Source organism: Streptomyces gelaticus (assembly GCF_014649535.1).
GTDB lineage: Bacteria > Actinomycetota > Actinomycetes > Streptomycetales > Streptomycetaceae > Streptomyces > Streptomyces gelaticus.
On sequence record NZ_BMTF01000007.1, the window covers coordinates 289,693 to 303,560 of the forward strand.

General features: G+C 72.2%; 15 protein-coding genes and 1 pseudogene. 8 read left to right on the forward strand and 8 right to left on the reverse strand.

Translation table 11 applies throughout. From position 1 onward, the window contains the following. Nucleotides 1–35 precede the first annotated feature (35 nt). From msrB to IE107_RS13650, 4 genes are all read right to left on the reverse strand, one after another. Complete coding sequence (gene msrB / locus IE107_RS13635; RefSeq protein ID WP_189544003.1) at nt 36–443, reverse strand: peptide-methionine (R)-S-oxide reductase MsrB; 408 nt, start codon at nt 441–443, stop codon at nt 36–38. 9 nt (nt 444–452) lie between these two features. After that, the gene (murC, locus tag IE107_RS13640) at nt 453–1,847 is read right to left on the reverse strand and encodes a UDP-N-acetylmuramate--L-alanine ligase (RefSeq protein ID WP_189544004.1); all 1,395 of its coding nucleotides are present in this window, start codon (nt 1,845–1,847) and stop codon (nt 453–455) included. Nucleotides 1,848–1,906: 59 nt separating this feature from the next. Beyond that, entirely contained in the window at nt 1,907–2,359 is a 453-nt protein-coding gene (locus IE107_RS13645; protein ID WP_072486051.1) for an indole-3-glycerol phosphate synthase, read from the reverse strand. A 149-nt stretch (nt 2,360–2,508) separates the two neighbouring features. After that, complete coding sequence (locus IE107_RS13650) at nt 2,509–3,273, reverse strand: pyrimidine reductase family protein (RefSeq protein WP_229866898.1); 765 nt, start codon at nt 3,271–3,273, stop codon at nt 2,509–2,511. A gap of 37 nt (nt 3,274–3,310) precedes the next feature. Between IE107_RS13650 and zapE the strand changes: the two genes are divergently transcribed. The 4 genes and pseudogenes from zapE to IE107_RS13670 form a co-directional block, all read left to right on the forward strand. After that, complete coding sequence (gene zapE, locus IE107_RS13655) at nt 3,311–4,450, forward strand: cell division protein ZapE (RefSeq protein WP_189544006.1); 1,140 nt, start codon at nt 3,311–3,313, stop codon at nt 4,448–4,450. Nucleotides 4,451–4,532: 82 nt separating this feature from the next. After that, nucleotides 4,533–4,958, forward strand: a complete 426-nt coding sequence (locus IE107_RS13660) for an OsmC family peroxiredoxin (protein ID WP_189544007.1) — start codon at nt 4,533–4,535, stop codon at nt 4,956–4,958. Nucleotides 4,959–5,083: 125 nt separating this feature from the next. After that, entirely contained in the window at nt 5,084–6,484 is a 1,401-nt protein-coding gene (locus IE107_RS13665) for an alkaline phosphatase PhoX (RefSeq protein ID WP_189544008.1), read from the forward strand. Nucleotides 6,485–6,567: 83 nt separating this feature from the next. Further along, a pseudogene (locus IE107_RS13670) lies at nt 6,568–7,023 on the forward strand (polysaccharide deacetylase family protein); the annotation flags it as partial. 1 nt (nt 7,024) lies between these two features. Here IE107_RS13670 and IE107_RS13675 read toward each other — a convergent pair. Genes IE107_RS13675 through IE107_RS13685 form a run of 3 tightly spaced genes read right to left on the reverse strand, consistent with a single transcriptional unit; the run spans nt 7,025 to nt 9,260 of the window. Further along, nucleotides 7,025–7,693 (reverse strand): ABC transporter, encoded by a 669-nt coding sequence (locus IE107_RS13675; RefSeq protein WP_189544009.1) that lies wholly within the window; start codon nt 7,691–7,693, stop codon nt 7,025–7,027. After that, a complete protein-coding gene (locus IE107_RS13680; protein ID WP_189544073.1) occupies nt 7,690–8,586 on the reverse strand; it encodes an ATP-binding cassette domain-containing protein in 897 nt (298 codons plus the stop codon). The genes IE107_RS13675 and IE107_RS13680 overlap by 4 nt, the downstream gene beginning before the upstream one ends. Beyond that, nucleotides 8,583–9,260 carry an AIM24 family protein gene (locus tag IE107_RS13685; RefSeq protein WP_189544010.1) on the reverse strand — a complete coding sequence of 226 codons (678 nt, stop codon included), beginning with the start codon at nt 9,258–9,260 and terminating at the stop codon, nt 8,583–8,585. Before IE107_RS13685 ends, IE107_RS13680 begins: the two co-directional genes overlap by 4 nt. A 71-nt stretch (nt 9,261–9,331) precedes the next feature. Here IE107_RS13685 and IE107_RS13690 point away from each other — a divergent pair, with 71 nt between their 5' ends. From IE107_RS13690 to IE107_RS13705, 4 genes are all read left to right on the forward strand, one after another. After that, a complete protein-coding gene (locus IE107_RS13690; RefSeq protein WP_189544011.1) occupies nt 9,332–10,093 on the forward strand; it encodes a peptidyl-tRNA hydrolase in 762 nt (253 codons plus the stop codon). 171 nt (nt 10,094–10,264) lie between these two features. Further along, entirely contained in the window at nt 10,265–11,563 is a 1,299-nt protein-coding gene (locus IE107_RS13695) for an MbnB/TglH/ChrH family RiPP precursor modification enzyme (RefSeq protein ID WP_189544012.1), read from the forward strand. Between the two features lie 5 nt (nt 11,564–11,568). Next, nucleotides 11,569–12,588, forward strand: coding sequence for a TIGR04222 domain-containing membrane protein (locus IE107_RS13700; protein ID WP_189544013.1), 1,020 nt, complete (start codon nt 11,569–11,571; stop codon nt 12,586–12,588). A gap of 45 nt (nt 12,589–12,633) precedes the next feature. Beyond that, a complete protein-coding gene (locus tag IE107_RS13705) occupies nt 12,634–12,975 on the forward strand; it encodes a hypothetical protein (RefSeq protein ID WP_189544014.1) in 342 nt (113 codons plus the stop codon). Nucleotides 12,976–13,138: 163 nt separating this feature from the next. Here the strand turns inward: IE107_RS13705 and hemQ are convergent, their stop codons facing one another. Next, nucleotides 13,139–13,867 carry a hydrogen peroxide-dependent heme synthase gene (gene hemQ / locus IE107_RS13710; RefSeq protein WP_189544015.1) on the reverse strand — a complete coding sequence of 243 codons (729 nt, stop codon included), beginning with the start codon at nt 13,865–13,867 and terminating at the stop codon, nt 13,139–13,141. Nucleotide 13,868 lies beyond the last annotated feature (1 nt).

Sequence of the window (13,868 nt, forward strand, 5' to 3'; positions counted from 1 at the left end):
CCGGGGCACCCGTCTCGTCTCCTGTCCCTCGGCTCTCAGCTCTCGTCCGGGACCAGACGCAGCGAGATCGAGTTGATGCAGTACCGCTGGTCCGTCGGGGTCGGGTAGCCCTCGCCCTCGAAGACATGACCCAGGTGCGATCCGCAGCGTGCGCAGCGGACCTCGGTGCGGACCATGCCGTGGCTGCGGTCCTGGACCAGCTCGACCGCGTCCGTGTCCTTCGGGTCGTAGAAGGACGGCCAGCCGCAGTGCGACTCGAATTTGGTGTCCGAGCGGAACAGGTCGGCGCCGCAGGCGCGGCAGGAGTAGACGCCCGTGGTCTTGGTGTCGGTGTACTCACCGACGAAGGCGGGTTCGGTGCCGGCCTGGCGCAGAACCGCGTACTCGGCCGGCGTCAGCTCCGCCCGCCACTGCTCGTCCGGCTTCTCGATGTCGTACGACACGTCGCTCCCTCAGCTCGACAGGTGATCCAGGATCTGCGGGCCGAGCTCCGTGACATCGCCCGCTCCCATGGTGAGAACGAGGTCGCCGGGCTTCGCCATTCCCGCGACGGCCCCGGGGACCGCGGCCTTGTCGTGGACGGCGGTGACATCGGCGCCCGCGGACCGCGCGGCGTCGATGATCAGGGCGCTGGTGATGCCGGGGATCGGGTCCTCGCGGGCCGGATAGATGTCCAGCACCACGGAGGCGTCGGCCAGCGCGAGGGCCTGGCCCATCTCGGTGCCGAGCTCCTGGGTGCGGGAGAAGAGGTGGGGCTGGAAGACGACCAGGAGGCGGGCGTCGGAGGCGGCGCCGCGCATCGCTTCGAGGTCGGCGGTCATCTCGGTGGGGTGGTGCGCGTACGAGTCGATGACCTGCACGCCCGCCGCCTCGCCCTTGAGCTGGAGGCGGCGCTTGACCCCGGTGTACTTGCCGAGGGCCGAGGCCAGGTTGTGGGCCGGGATGCCGAGGGCGACACCGGCGGCGAGGGCCGCGACGGCGTTGAGGGCGTAGTGGCGGCCGGGCACGGAGACCGTGAACGTGAGGTACTTCCCGTTCAGGATGACCGTGACCTCGCTGGTCAGGCCCCGCGGGGTGATCCGGTGGACGCGTACGTCGGCGGTCTCGGACTCGCCGTAGGTGACGACGTTCAGCGAGGGGAGGGCGCGGGCCCGCTCCGTCAGCTCGACGGCGCCTTCCTGGTCGGCGGCGATCACCAGGGTGCCACCGGGGACGATCTTGCCGGCGAACACCTCGAAGGACTCGTAGATCTCGTCCATCGAGGCGTAGTTCGCGTGGTGGTCCAGCTCGACGTTGAGGACGATCGCGACCTCGGGGTCGTACTTCTGGAAGCTGCGGTCGCTCTCGTCCGCCTCGGCGACGAAGACCGTGCCCTCGCCGTGCGCGGCGTTGGTGCCGGGGCCGGCCAGGTCGCCGCCGATGGCGTAAGAGGGGTCGAGGTTCAGCTCGGTCAGGGCGACGGCCAGCATCGATGTGGTGGTCGTCTTGCCGTGCGTACCGGCCACCGCGATGGCGCGCAGCCCGCCCATCAGCGACGCCAGCGCGTCCGAACGGTGCACGACGGGGACCGACAGCTCTGCGGCGCGCAGCAGCTCCGGGTTGTCGGCGCGGATGGCGCTGGAGACGACCACGCACGAGGCGTCGTCCGCCAGATGTCCGGCGGCGTGCCCGATGTGGACGGTCGCCCCCAGCGCCCGCAGTGCCTCGGCGGTACCCGACTCCTTGGCGTCGCTGCCCGCGACCTTGGCGCCGCGCTGGGCGAGGATCTTCGCGATGCCCGACATTCCGGCGCCGCCGATGCCGATGAAGTGCGGCCGTTCCATGGCGGCAGGAATACCGGGTGCCATGCGTGTGTCTCCCAGAAGTCGATACGAGTACCCGAGTCGGTACGGGGTGCCCGCCCAGCCTATTCGCTGTGCGCGAAGAGCTTGAGCACCGGTACGCCGACCTTGTGACGGGCCCGGGACGCCCAGTCGCGGTGGAAGAACTCCTCGACGTAGTGCGGCGCGGTCAGCACGATGACCTCGTCCGCCTCCGCGTCGTCGACCACGGACTTCAGCTTGTCCAGGGGGTGATCCTCGATCACCTGTCCGACCGCTTCGGAGCCTGCCTGGCGCAGCGCCTCCAGTGATACTTCGAGCGCCAGTTCGGCGGGCTGTCTGGCGTTCTTGCCCTCCGGCTCCTCACCCTCCCGGGCGGCCTCCTTCAGTTCGCCCATCGCCAGGTCGTCGATGGCCCGCAGCAGCACATCGGCCTGGTCACCGCGCGGCTGCATGAGCACGACGAAAGAGGTCTGCTCCTCCCCGTGCAGGGTGGTGACGAACTCGACGTCCTCGGAGGTGAGAGGCTTCTCGATCATCAAAACGCTGGTGAACACCACGGGCGCCCTTCTGCTTCAGTGACCGTCGCCGGTCACTGCTGAAACCATTTTTCCCCGTGCTCACACGGGGTCTGCGAGACTAATTGTGCCCACCGGAAGCTAACCGGAACGACAAATTCCGCTGATTGTCAGATCCGACGGTACCGAGTGAAGAGGAACCCGGCCTCCTCCAGCATCGACGCCAGGGTGAATCGTTCCGGCACGGCCACCGAGGGGCCGCCCGCGATCCGCTGGGCGTTCCCGGCGGTCAGCATCGGCGAGAGGGTCAGACAGAGCTCGTCCAGCACCCCGGCGGCCACGAACTGCCCCAGCAGCCTCGGGCCGCCCTCGGTCAGCAGCCGCTTGAGCCCGCGGTCCGCCAGCTCCCGTACGGCCCTGGCGGGGTCCACCCGGGAGGCCTCCCCCGCGATCACCACCTCGGCGCCCGCCCGGCGTGCCTCGTCGATCCGGCCCTGCGGGGCTCCGGCACCGGTCAGGACCAGGGTCGGGACGAGCGGCTCGGTGAACAGCGGCAACGAGAAGTCGAGGTCCAGACTGCCGCTCACCACGGCGATCGCGGGTGCGGGCCCCTGCCCGGCCGCGGCCCGGCGGGCGGCGAAGGCGTCCCGGGCCCTGGCGGGACGGTAGCCCTCCAGGCGTACGGTCTCCGCCCCGGCCAGCACCACGTCGGCCAGACCGCGCAGGGTGCCGAAGATCCGCATGTCGCTCGCGCAGGAGATCGGCTGCGAGCGGCCGTCGTGCTGGGCCGCCCCGTCGAGCGTCGAAACCATGTTGGCGCGCAGCCAGGGGCCGTCCTGTTCGGGGTAGGCGTAGGCGTCGGCCAGGGCGTCCAGACTCCACTCCTCCTCGTGGTCAGCCGGTGTCAGGTCGGTCACAGGGAAGAGGCGTCGCATGCTCTGCAGTCTGGCACGGCGCTTAAGGTTGAGAGTTGTGTCGTCCTCCACAGCCCTGCCGGGGCAGAGCCCCATAGCCGAAACGGCCCCCCTGTCCCTGTGCGCCCTAGAGCCCCACGTCCCCGCCGACCGGCTGGTCGCCGAGATGGTGCCGCCGCCGCGCTTCGACTCCGTACGCTTCGACACCTATGTGCCGGACCCCAACCAGCCGACGCAGACGGAGGCGGTCGGGGTTTTGAGCGGCTTCGCGGCCGGGCTCGGCGGCGCACACGCCAGCGGCTCGGGCAAAACCGGAAGAGCGCGAAGCGCATCCCTCGTGGGGCGGTGGCGGGCGACGGGCGGGCGGTTCGGCAGGAAGCCCGCGGCCCCGTCGGCGCCGCTCGGGGTCTACCTCGACGGCGGCTACGGCGTCGGCAAGACCCATCTGCTGGCCTCCCTCTGGCATGCCACCCCCGCCGCCCCCTCCCTGAAGGCGTTCGGCACCTTCGTCGAGCTGACCAACCTGGTCGGCGCGCTGGGCTTCCAGCAGACCGTGCAGACCCTGAGCGGGCACCGGCTGCTGTGCATCGACGAATTCGAACTGGACGACCCGGGCGACACGGTGCTGGTGTCGTCGCTGCTGAGCAGGCTGGTCGAGGCGGGCGTCGCGCTCGCCGCCACCTCCAACACGCTGCCCGGCAAGCTCGGTGAGGGCCGGTTCGCCGCGGCCGACTTCCTGCGGGAGATCCAGGGGCTGTCCGCGCACTTCCGGCCGCTGCGGATCGACGGCGAGGACTACCGCCACCGCGGACTGCCCGAGGCCCCGCCGCCGTACTCCGACGAGCAGGTCACCAGGGCCGCCTACGCCACCGAGGGCGCCAGCCTGGACGACTTCCCCTCGCTGCTCGACCATCTCGCCCGGGTCCATCCGAGCCGCTACGGCGCGCTGACGGACGGCCTGCGGGCGGTCTGCCTCACCGACGTCCAGCCGGTGCCCGACCAGTCGACCGCGCTGCGGCTGGTCGTCCTGGCGGACCGGCTGTACGACCGGGAGATCCCGGTGCTCGCCTCCGGGCTGCCGTTCGACCGGCTGTTCAGTGAGGAGATGCTGAACGGCGGATACCGGAAGAAGTACTTCCGGGCAATCTCCCGGTTGACCGCGCTGGCACGCGACGCGAAGGGACTGGTGGCGCAGTAGGTTCGGGACGTACCACCCGAGGCGCCTTCGGGCGCCCCGGGGCTCCCGCATCGACCTCGCACACCGTTCGAAGGGATCCGGCATGGCAACCACGCGTCAGGCTCACACGGTCTGGGAAGGCAACCTGCTCGAAGGCAAGGGGGTCGTCACCCTCGATTCCTCCGGCATCGGCAAGTTCGATGTCTCCTGGCCGTCCCGCGCGGAGAAGGCGAACGGCAAGACCTCTCCCGAGGAGCTCATCGCGGCGGCCCACTCCAGCTGCTTCTCGATGGCGCTGGCCCACGGCCTGGCCGCGGCCGGCACCCCGTCGACCCAGCTGACCACCACGGCCGACGTCACCCTCCAGCCCGGCACCGGCATCACCGGCATCCACCTCACCGTCCGGGGCGAGGTGCCCGGTCTCGACGAAGCGGACTTCGTCAAGGCCGCCGAGAGCGCCAAGGCGAACTGTCCGGTCAGCCAGGCCCTGACCGGCACGACGATCACGCTCTCCGCCTCGCTGGCCTGACCACAGGGGCCACTCCCGACCCGGGACATACCTGGGGCCCAGTGACCCGCATGGTTCCCGCGCGACGAAACGCGTGCTACACACATGCGGGTCACTTCTCCTGTCCGCCAGCAGGGAGTTGCCTCATGTCATCAGAAACGTCACGCCTGACCGAAGAAACGTCACAGCCGACCGCCACCCGTCGCCAGGTTCTGGCCGGCAGCGGCGCGGCCGTCGCCTCCATCGCCTTCACCGGGGCGTTCTCCGAACTCTTCGCGGGTACCGCGGCCGCCCGGGGGCACAGCGGGTACGGCCCGCTGGTGCCGGACCCGGACGGTCTGCTCGACCTCCCGAAGGGCTTCCGCTACCGGGTCCTGTCCCGGGAGGGCGATCCGCTCCGCTCCGGCGAGGGCCAGGTCCCCAGCAACCACGACGGCATGGCCGCCTTCGCGGGCCGCCACGGTCACGTCCATCTGGTCCGTAATCACGAGAACCGCGTCACCGGGAGGATCCCGGTGCCGACCGTCGAGGGCCTCACCTACGACCCGATGGGCAAGGGAGGCTGCACGGCCCTGGAACTGGACGGCCGCAACAACGTCCTCGGCGAACGCGTCGCCATCGCCGGCACGGCGGTGAACTGCGCGGGTGGCCGCACTCCGTGGAACACCTGGCTGACCTGCGAGGAGACCGAGGACAGAGCCGGCACCAACGGCTACACCAAGGACCACGGCTTCATCTTCGAGGTGGACGGCGCCGATCCGCGCCGCACCGGGGCGGTGCCGCTCACCGCGATGGGCCGCTTCCAGCACGAGGCCGTCGCGATCGATCCGAGGAACGGGATCGTCTACGAGACGGAGGACGCGTTCGACAAGCCGTTCGGGCTCTTCTACCGCTTCCTGCCGAACAAACCGCTCGGCGGCACCGGCTCGTTGCGGGCCGGCGGCCATCTGGAGGCCATGCGCGTGCCGGGCGTGCCCGACCTGTCCGCGGTCCAGGAGACCGGGGCGAGCTTCGAGGGCATCGAGTGGGTCCCCGTACCCGATCCGCTGGCGGCCGGGACGCCGATCCGGTTCCAGGACTTCGGTCCCAAGGGCATCACGCACGCGCAGAAGCTGGAGGGCTGCTACTGGGGAGGCTCCTCGGTCTACTTCGTCTCCAGTTTCGCGCGCAGCTCGCAGGGGTCGGCCGCCGACCACTACGGCCAGGTGTGGCGGTACGAGCCGAAGCGGCGCCGTCTCACGCTCGTGATCGTCTTCGGCCCCGGCACGGACGTGCAACTGCCGGGCGAGTCCCCGGACAACATCTGCCTCGCCGCCGACGGCGGGCTGATGGTGTGCGAGGACGGCGACGGTGCGCAGCATGTGTTCGGCCTGACGCGGGGCGGTGAGGTCTACGCGATGGCGCGGGGCCGGCAGAACATCGGGACGCCGCAGGAACCCGAGTGGGGAGAGTTCGCCGGGGTCACGTTCGCTCCGGACGGCGCGACGATGTACGTGAACTGCTACACACCGGGGACGACGTTCGCGGTGACGGGGCCGTGGCGCTGACGCGCTGAGGCGCCGGGGGGCGGACCGTCGTTGTCCACCCCCCGGCACGCCCGAACGGCCCGCGTACCGGCGGGCATTGGCCCACCGACCCCCTGTTCGAGGTCGCCAACCACTCGTACAGCCATTACGCCTTCACGTCCCCCTGCTACGGGCTGCCGGCCTTGGCGAAGGACGGTATGCGCGCCGATGCCGGGCGGGCCTTCGCCTCGTTCCGGAAGGCCGGGGTGCGCAATACGGTGCTCTGCTTCCGCTTCCCCGGCTGCTACGACGATGCGTCGCTGCGCGCGCTCGCGCCCGAGAAGGTGACGGCGGTGCAGTGGGACGTCATCAGCGGCGACGCCTTCGCGACGGACGCGGACGCGGTGACCGCGCAGGAACTGGAAGGGGTGAGACCGGGCTCACCGGTCGTCATGCACTGCACCCGCAGCGCAGCACCGGTCACCGACGAGGCGGTACGCCAGGTGGTCCCCGAACTGCGCAGGCACGGGTACCGCTTCGTGAAGGTCTCCGACCTGATCCGCACGGCGGGCACCTCGTAGTTCAGCCGCGCAGGAAGGCCGGCCTGCAGGCGAGCGCTGCCGCCGCGGCGGCGAGCACGACGGCAACGGCGAACGGCAGGACGGGCAGGTGCACCGTGCCCGTCCGCGACCCGGTGACCAGGCCCGTCACAGCGGTGTTCGCGGGCGAACCGCCGGTCACCAGGGCCAGCAGCGAGGCGAACACGGTGGCGGCCAGGGACCAGCCCCGCCGGTGCAGCAACGGCCGGGTGCAGAGCGCGCCGACCGCGGCTCCCAGCAGCACACAGCAGGCGGCGGCGAGCAGCCCGGCGGTCCCGGCGGGCAGCAGCGCCACCCGGACGGCGCCGTCGGTGCCGGCCGGCCTGCTGATCAGCAGCACGACCGCGGTGGCGGCCACGCCCAGCAGCCCGGCACAGCCGGTCCCGGCGAGCAGCGCGGCCAGATGCGCCCTCGGCGATCCCGCCGCCGCGGCGATGACGGCCCGGGCCGCGGGCGGCTCCTGGTTGACACAAAGCTGTACGAGCCAGGCGGTGACGGGCAGCAGCCCGGCGGCGGCGTAGCCGAGCGAGTCGAGAACGGGCTGACCCCACTGCACGCCGACGCCGACGAAGGCCGCGTACAGCAGGACCGGGGCGAGCCAGCGCTGGGAGCGCACCAACAGGGCGGTCTGGTAACGCAGGAGGGCGTTCATGGTGCCTCGGGGGTCGGGGTGCGGTGCGCGGGCCCGTCGGCCGCCGGGTCCTGCACGGGGCCGGGGGCGGCGGCCAGTTGCCGGATGTGCCAGGGCGGCCGGGCGGTGAGCAGGGCACACAGCAGCGCGTCGGAGTGCGTGGCCGCGACGGTGAACCGGACGCCCCCGTCGGCCGTGGGCGTGTGCTCCGGCGCGCCCGGCAGTCCGGCGGGGAGCGCGGCGCCGGGCGGGCCCTCGGCCTCGATCCGTACCCGCGGGCCCGTCTGTGCGGTCCGCGCCCCGGACGCGGTGCGGAGGCCGTTCCGCTCGATCCGGAACACGGTGTCGACCGACTCGGCGAGCCTGCGCGGGTCGTGGTCGACGAAGACGACGGTGGCGCCGGCCGCGACCCGTTCGGCCACGGCCCGGTCGAGCTCGTCGCGGGCCGCCGTGTCGAGCCCGGTCCAGGCCTCGTCCAGGATCAGCAGCTCCGGCTCGGCGAGGAACGCCTGGGCGACGGCGACCTTCTGGCTGGTGCCCTTGGAGAGTTCGGGCAGCGGGGTACGGGCATGGTCCGCGGCCCCGAAGCGGGCGAGCCACGACTGCGCGCGGTCCGCCGCCTCGGGGGTGCGCAGGCCGTGGATGCGGCCGAGGTGGACGAGATACCCGGCCGCGGTGAACGGCAACGCGGCCGAGAAGCGCTCGGGGACGTAGGCCGTGCGCGGCCTTTGGCCGGTGATTCGGCCCTGTGTCGGGGAGTCGATGCCGGCGAGCAGCCTCAACAGGGTCGACTTCCCGGTGCCGTTGGCGCCCTCGATCCGGATCAGGGTGTGCGCGGGCAGGTCGATGTCGACCCCGCGCAGCACCCAGGGTCCGCCGAGGCCGTACCGCCGGCCCACGCCTCTCAGCTTCAGTTGGCCGTCGCCTTCTCGGGCTTGGCCTCGCTGGGTCGTATGATCACGAAGCCCTCGCCGTCCAGCCGCAGCTGGACGGCCTCCCCGGACCCGCCGCGGATCATGGAGCCGAAGCTCTGCGAGCGGTGCAGCGAGGTGGTCAGGTTGGCGCTCCAGCCGACGACCGCGTCCGTGTCGACAAAGACCGGCTGATGGGGCGCGACGGGAATCACGATGGGGTGGCCCTCACACATCAGGCCGAGCTTGCCGTACCCGGTGAAGACGCTGTTGAAGAGCCCGCCACCGGTCATCCCGGCGCCCTTCACGGTCTTGATCTCGTACGAGAGCGTGGCGTCGAAGCAGAGCACGTTGCGGCCGTTGATCGTGAGGACGTCACCGTGCTCCATGTCCACGATGAAGCAGTTGGCGGCCTCGTGCGCGAACCACGCCTCGCCCTGGCCGCGGACCGCCATCAGCGGCAGCCCCTCGCCGGTGACGGCGCGCTTGAGCATGCCGCCTATGCCCTGGCCCTTGCGCTCGAACTGGAGATCGCCACGGAAGGCGATCATCGAACCCTGACGGGCGTGCATCTCGCCGTTGACGGCGTACTTGATGGATTTGGCGTTCTGCAGGGTCATTCCGGGGACCGTCGCCTGCTGGGCCATGTTCTCACTGGAAAAGAGATCGCTCTTCATGCGGTGCATCCTCACCCGGAGCGGTTCATTCCGCCAAGAATCGTCTTCCGGGCGGCTGGCAGACTGGACGGGTGAGCAGCGATGACACCTCCGTATCCCCGTCCGGATCCCCGGCCACGCCCCACTCGCCCGCGGCGGACAGCCCGTTCAGGCCTGAGCCGACGAGCCGCGACGAGGCGCCGCAGTACGTGCTGCCGCTGGTCGTGCACATCGAGAAGACCGCTCCCCCGGCCCGTACCGACGCCCTGCGGACCGCCGCCCGCGCCGTGCTCGTGATGCTCTCCGACGAGCGCTCGGACGGCGAGGGCGAGTGGGCGCGGGCGATGCGCGACTGGCAGGACGCACGGATCCGCAAGGTCGTGCGGCGGGCGCGCGGCGCGGAGTGGCGCAAGGCGTCCGCGCTGCCGGGCATCACGGTCACGGGCGAGAGCGCCGAGGTGCGGGTCTTCCCTCCGGTGCCGCTGGACGGCTGGCCGAAGGAGCTGGCGAAGCTCCAGGTGTCGGGGACGGATCTGGACGACCCCGAGCCGCCGGCCGCGCCCGATCCCTCGGCTCCGGTGCTGTGGCTCAACCCGGAGCTGGACATGTCGGCGGGCAAGACGATGGCGCAGGCCGGGCACGGTGCGCAGCTCGCCTGGTGGGAGCTGTCGGAGACGGAGCGCAAGGCGTGGCGCGAGGCGGGCTTCCCGCTCTCGGTGGCCACCGCGGAGGTGGACCGCTGGCGGGAACTCACGGGGAGCGGGCTCCCGGTGGTGCGTGACGCCGGGTTCACCGAGATCGCACCCGGCTCGTGCACAGTGGTCGCCGACCACCCCGCGCTGCGACGCGGCTGAGCACGGGCGGGGCGGCTGCGTCCCGCCCCGGGGGTGCGGTCCCGAAGACCGCCCCCGCCCCGACCTCCTGCGACCGGGAACCTCAAATCAAGCTCTGAACGTCCTCCTGTTCGGATTCGGCACCGCCCTCCGGGGCCATGAGCCCTGCACGGAGTGGAGGAGGGGGACGGCATGAGGCTGGGAATCGGTATCGGCTGGCGGCCGGAGATCTCGGAGGCCGTCGAGGCCCTGCCGGGGATCGACTGGGTGGAGGCGGTGGCGGAGAACATCTGCACCGGTCATCTGCCCGATTCGCTGGCCCGGCTCAGGGAGCGCGGGGTCACGGTCGTGCCGCACGGCGTCTCGCTGGGCCTCGGCGGGGCCGACCGCCCCGACCCGGGGCGGCTCACGGATCTCGCCGCCCGTGCCGAACTGCTCTCCGCGCCGCTGGTGACCGAGCACATCGCGTTCGTACGGGCCGGGGGGCCGCGCACCGCATCGCCGGGGCTGGAGGCGGGCCATCTGCTGCCCGTGCCGCGGACCCGGGACGCGCTGGCCGTGCTCAGCGAGAACGTACGCATCGCGCAGGAGTCACTGCCGGTGCCGCTGGCCCTGGAGAACATCGCGACGCTGATCTCCTGGCCCGGCGAGGAACTGACGGAGGGACAGTTCCTGGCGGAGCTGGTCGAGCGCACCGGAGTCCGGCTGCTGATCGATGTCGCCAACCTGCACACCAACCACGTCAACCGGGGCGAGGACCCGGCCACCGCGCTCGACGAGCTGCCGGTGGAGGCCATCGCGTACGTCCATGTGGCGGGCGGCGTCGAGAAGGACGGCGTCTGGCACGACACCCACGCCCACCCGGTCACCGCCCCCGTCCTCGACGTGCTCGCCGAACTCCGCTCGCGGGTCGACCCGCCCGGCGTGCTCCTGGAACGGGACGACGACTTCCCACCCGCCGGGGAGCTGGCGGGCGAACTGGACACGATCCGCGCCACCTTGGACCGGGCCGCGGCGTGCCCGGCGCGGCCCGCGCCGGGTGGCCGTCCGGCAGCACGGACCGGCGGATCGGAACCCGCGGACGCCACGCGCGACCGGCTCGCGGCCGCCCAGACCGCGCTGCTCTCCGCCCTGGTCGCCGGCGGCCCCGCCCCGCAGGGCTTCGACCGGCGCCGCCTCGGGGTCCAGAGCCGCGCCCTGGCCGCCAAGCGGGCCGGGGTCGTCGCCAAGGTGGCGCCCGAGCTGCCGGAGATCCTGGGCACCGGCTACCGGGACGCCTTCCTCGCGTACGCCGCGACCCGCCCCATGTCCGCCGGATACCGGCGCGACGCACTGGACTTCGCCGAGGACCTGCTGATCGCGGGCCGGCCCGCCGACGACGCCGCCCGGCGTCGGCTCACCCACTGGTGGCAGGACCGGGCCGGAGCACGCCCGCCGCGCCGCACCACCCGGTTGGTACGAGCGGCCCGCGCGGCCCTGACAGGAAGGTGACCGCCATGAACACTGTCGCACTGCTGGTGGATCTCGGCGTCGTGGTCTCCTCCATCCTGCTGATCACGGGGCTGGCGCGGGCCCGTGGCGGCTCCGGCGGCTCGGTCCATGACCTCTACGAAGCCGCCTTCCTCAACGGCGGTCCGGGCAGGGTCGTGGACACCGCGCTCGCCGCGATGCAGGCGGACGGACGGCTCTCGGTCGGCGGTCCCGGAATCGTCGCCGTCCAGCGGGCCGACGCCCGTGACCCGGTGGAGCGGGCGGTGCTCCAGGAGCACGCCGCGGCCCCCAGCGGCGCGCTGCACACCCTGCGCGAGGCGGTGATGCGGCACCCGGCGGTGCAGGAGATCGGCGACGGACTCGCGGCCCGCGGTCTGCTGGCCGCGCCCGCCGCCGGCCGGACCTGGCGCCGCTGGGGCATCGCCCAGGGGCTGGTCTGCGTACTGGCCGTGCCGCTCACCGTCGTGGCGACCGCCGCGCAGTCGGTGTCCGACGAACTGTCCGCGGACTCCCCCGTGCCGTTCGTCTTCAAGGTGCTCCCGGTCCTGATCCCCGGCTTCCTCACCGGCTTCATCTGCGCCGGCATCGCCCGGGGCCGCGTCACCAGGCCGGGGCGGCGGGCCGCCGAGGAGTACCGCTCCGCCCGGGCCGGCAACCCGCAACCGGCCCATCTCGTCGCCACGCAGGGCCTGCGGGCCCTCCCCGACCCCGATCTCCAGGCCCAGCTGATCGCGGCGGCCCGGATACAGCCGGGCGGGCGGGCGGCGGGCCGGCACACGCACGCGGCGTCGACCACGGGCACCTCCTCCGCCCTGCTCCTCGCTCCGGTGGTGTGGTGCGCCGGTACGAGCCCCGGGCACGGCAGTTGCGGGAGCTCCGGCGACGGGGGCAGCGGCGGAGACGGTGGCGGGTGCAGCTCCGGCTCGAGCTGCGGATCGGGGTCCGGCTCGGGCTGTGGCGGCAGCAGCGGGTCCAGTTGCTCCTCCGGCAGCAGCTGCGGCGGCGGGTCCGGTTGTGGCGGTTAGGGCCTGCCCGGCGGACCGGGGGAGGTCGTCGGCGCGGTGCGCGCGGTGCGGGGCGCGTTTGCGCTGATGGTCGCGATGGGCGCGGCCGTGCTGCTGATGCCCGGTCAGGAACACGGGCCCGGCGACGCGGTGATGTCGCTGCTCGTCCGGTTCGGGCTGCCGTTCGCGCCGACCGTCGGCTGTCCGGCCATCGCCCGGATGGAGATCCGTCCCTGCGGCTCGTGGACCTCATCGGCCGGTCAGCGGCTGCCGGCCGCGAACGGGGTGCCGGCCGCGGGGGCGGGCCGCGATGTCCTGGCGGCGCTCGCGGTACGGGGGGTGGGCGCCGTGGCCGATCCGGCGCTGCGGGCCGTACTCGGCGGCGGGGCGGGCGGACCGCTGCGGTAGCTGCCGCCGGTCCGTCACGGGGTGGTGCGGATGACGCCGGTGCGGCGCGCGGAACGCGCGCCGCACCCGGAGCCGAACCCGGTGTCGCTGGAACGACGGGCAGCGCGAGAGCGCCGGTGCCCGCCGTCTGATCTTCCGGGTTGGGGTGGTCGGAGCCCGCTCGCTACGCGAGCCCGGCCACCAGGTCTGCAACCGACTTCCTGCGCCCCGTGTAGAACGGGACCTCTTCGCGGACGTGCATCCGCGCCTCGGAGGCCCGCAGGTGACGCATCAGGTCGACGATGCGGTGGAGCTCGTCGGCCTCGAAGGCGAGGATCCACTCGTAGTCGCCGAGCGAGAAGGAGGCGACGGTGTTGGCCCGGACGTCGGGGTAGCCGCGGGCCATCTTGCCGTGGTCCGCGAGCATGCGGCGGCGGTCCTCGTCGGGCAGCAGGTACCAGTCGTAGGAGCGCACGAAGGGGTACACGCTGATGTAGTTGCGCGGCGTCTCGTCGGCCAGGAACGCCGGGATGTGCGACTTGTTGAACTCGGCGGGGCGGTGCAGGGCCATGTTCGACCAGACCGGTTCCAGCGCCAGGCCGAGCCTGGTGCGCCGGAAGAGGTTGTACGCCTCCTGGAGCTCGTCCGCCGTCTCGGCGTGCCACCAGATCATGATGTCGGCGTCGGCACGCAGGCCGGAGAGGTCGTAGGTACCGCGGACGGTGATGTCCTTGGCCGCGAGCTGGTCGAACAGCTCCTGGACCTCGTCGGCACAACCGGTCCGGTCCGCGGGCAGGACGTCACGCAGTTTGAAGACGGACCACAGCGTGTAGCGGATGACCTCGTTGAGGTCCTTGGCCTTCTTACCCGCGTTGGGACCCTTGCTCGATTTCACAGTCTCAGGCGCACTCATA

Coding starts and splice junctions, on each gene's coding strand:
- murC (WP_189544004.1), bottom strand. CDS start 1,847: ATGGCACCCGGTATTCCTGCCGCCATGGAACGGCCGCACTTCATCGGC.
- IE107_RS13665 (WP_189544008.1), top strand. CDS start 5,084: ATGTCATCAGAAACGTCACGCCTGACCGAAGAAACGTCACAGCCGACC.
- IE107_RS13700 (WP_189544013.1), top strand. CDS start 11,569: ATGAACACTGTCGCACTGCTGGTGGATCTCGGCGTCGTGGTCTCCTCC.
- IE107_RS13660 (WP_189544007.1), top strand. CDS start 4,533: ATGGCAACCACGCGTCAGGCTCACACGGTCTGGGAAGGCAACCTGCTC.
- hemQ (WP_189544015.1), bottom strand. CDS start 13,867: ATGAGTGCGCCTGAGACTGTGAAATCGAGCAAGGGTCCCAACGCGGGT.
- IE107_RS13695 (WP_189544012.1), top strand. CDS start 10,265: ATGAGGCTGGGAATCGGTATCGGCTGGCGGCCGGAGATCTCGGAGGCC.
- IE107_RS13685 (WP_189544010.1), bottom strand. CDS start 9,260: ATGAAGAGCGATCTCTTTTCCAGTGAGAACATGGCCCAGCAGGCGACG.
- IE107_RS13650 (WP_229866898.1), bottom strand. CDS start 3,273: ATGCGACGCCTCTTCCCTGTGACCGACCTGACACCGGCTGACCACGAG.
- IE107_RS13645 (WP_072486051.1), bottom strand. CDS start 2,359: ATGATCGAGAAGCCTCTCACCTCCGAGGACGTCGAGTTCGTCACCACC.
- IE107_RS13675 (WP_189544009.1), bottom strand. CDS start 7,693: ATGAACGCCCTCCTGCGTTACCAGACCGCCCTGTTGGTGCGCTCCCAG.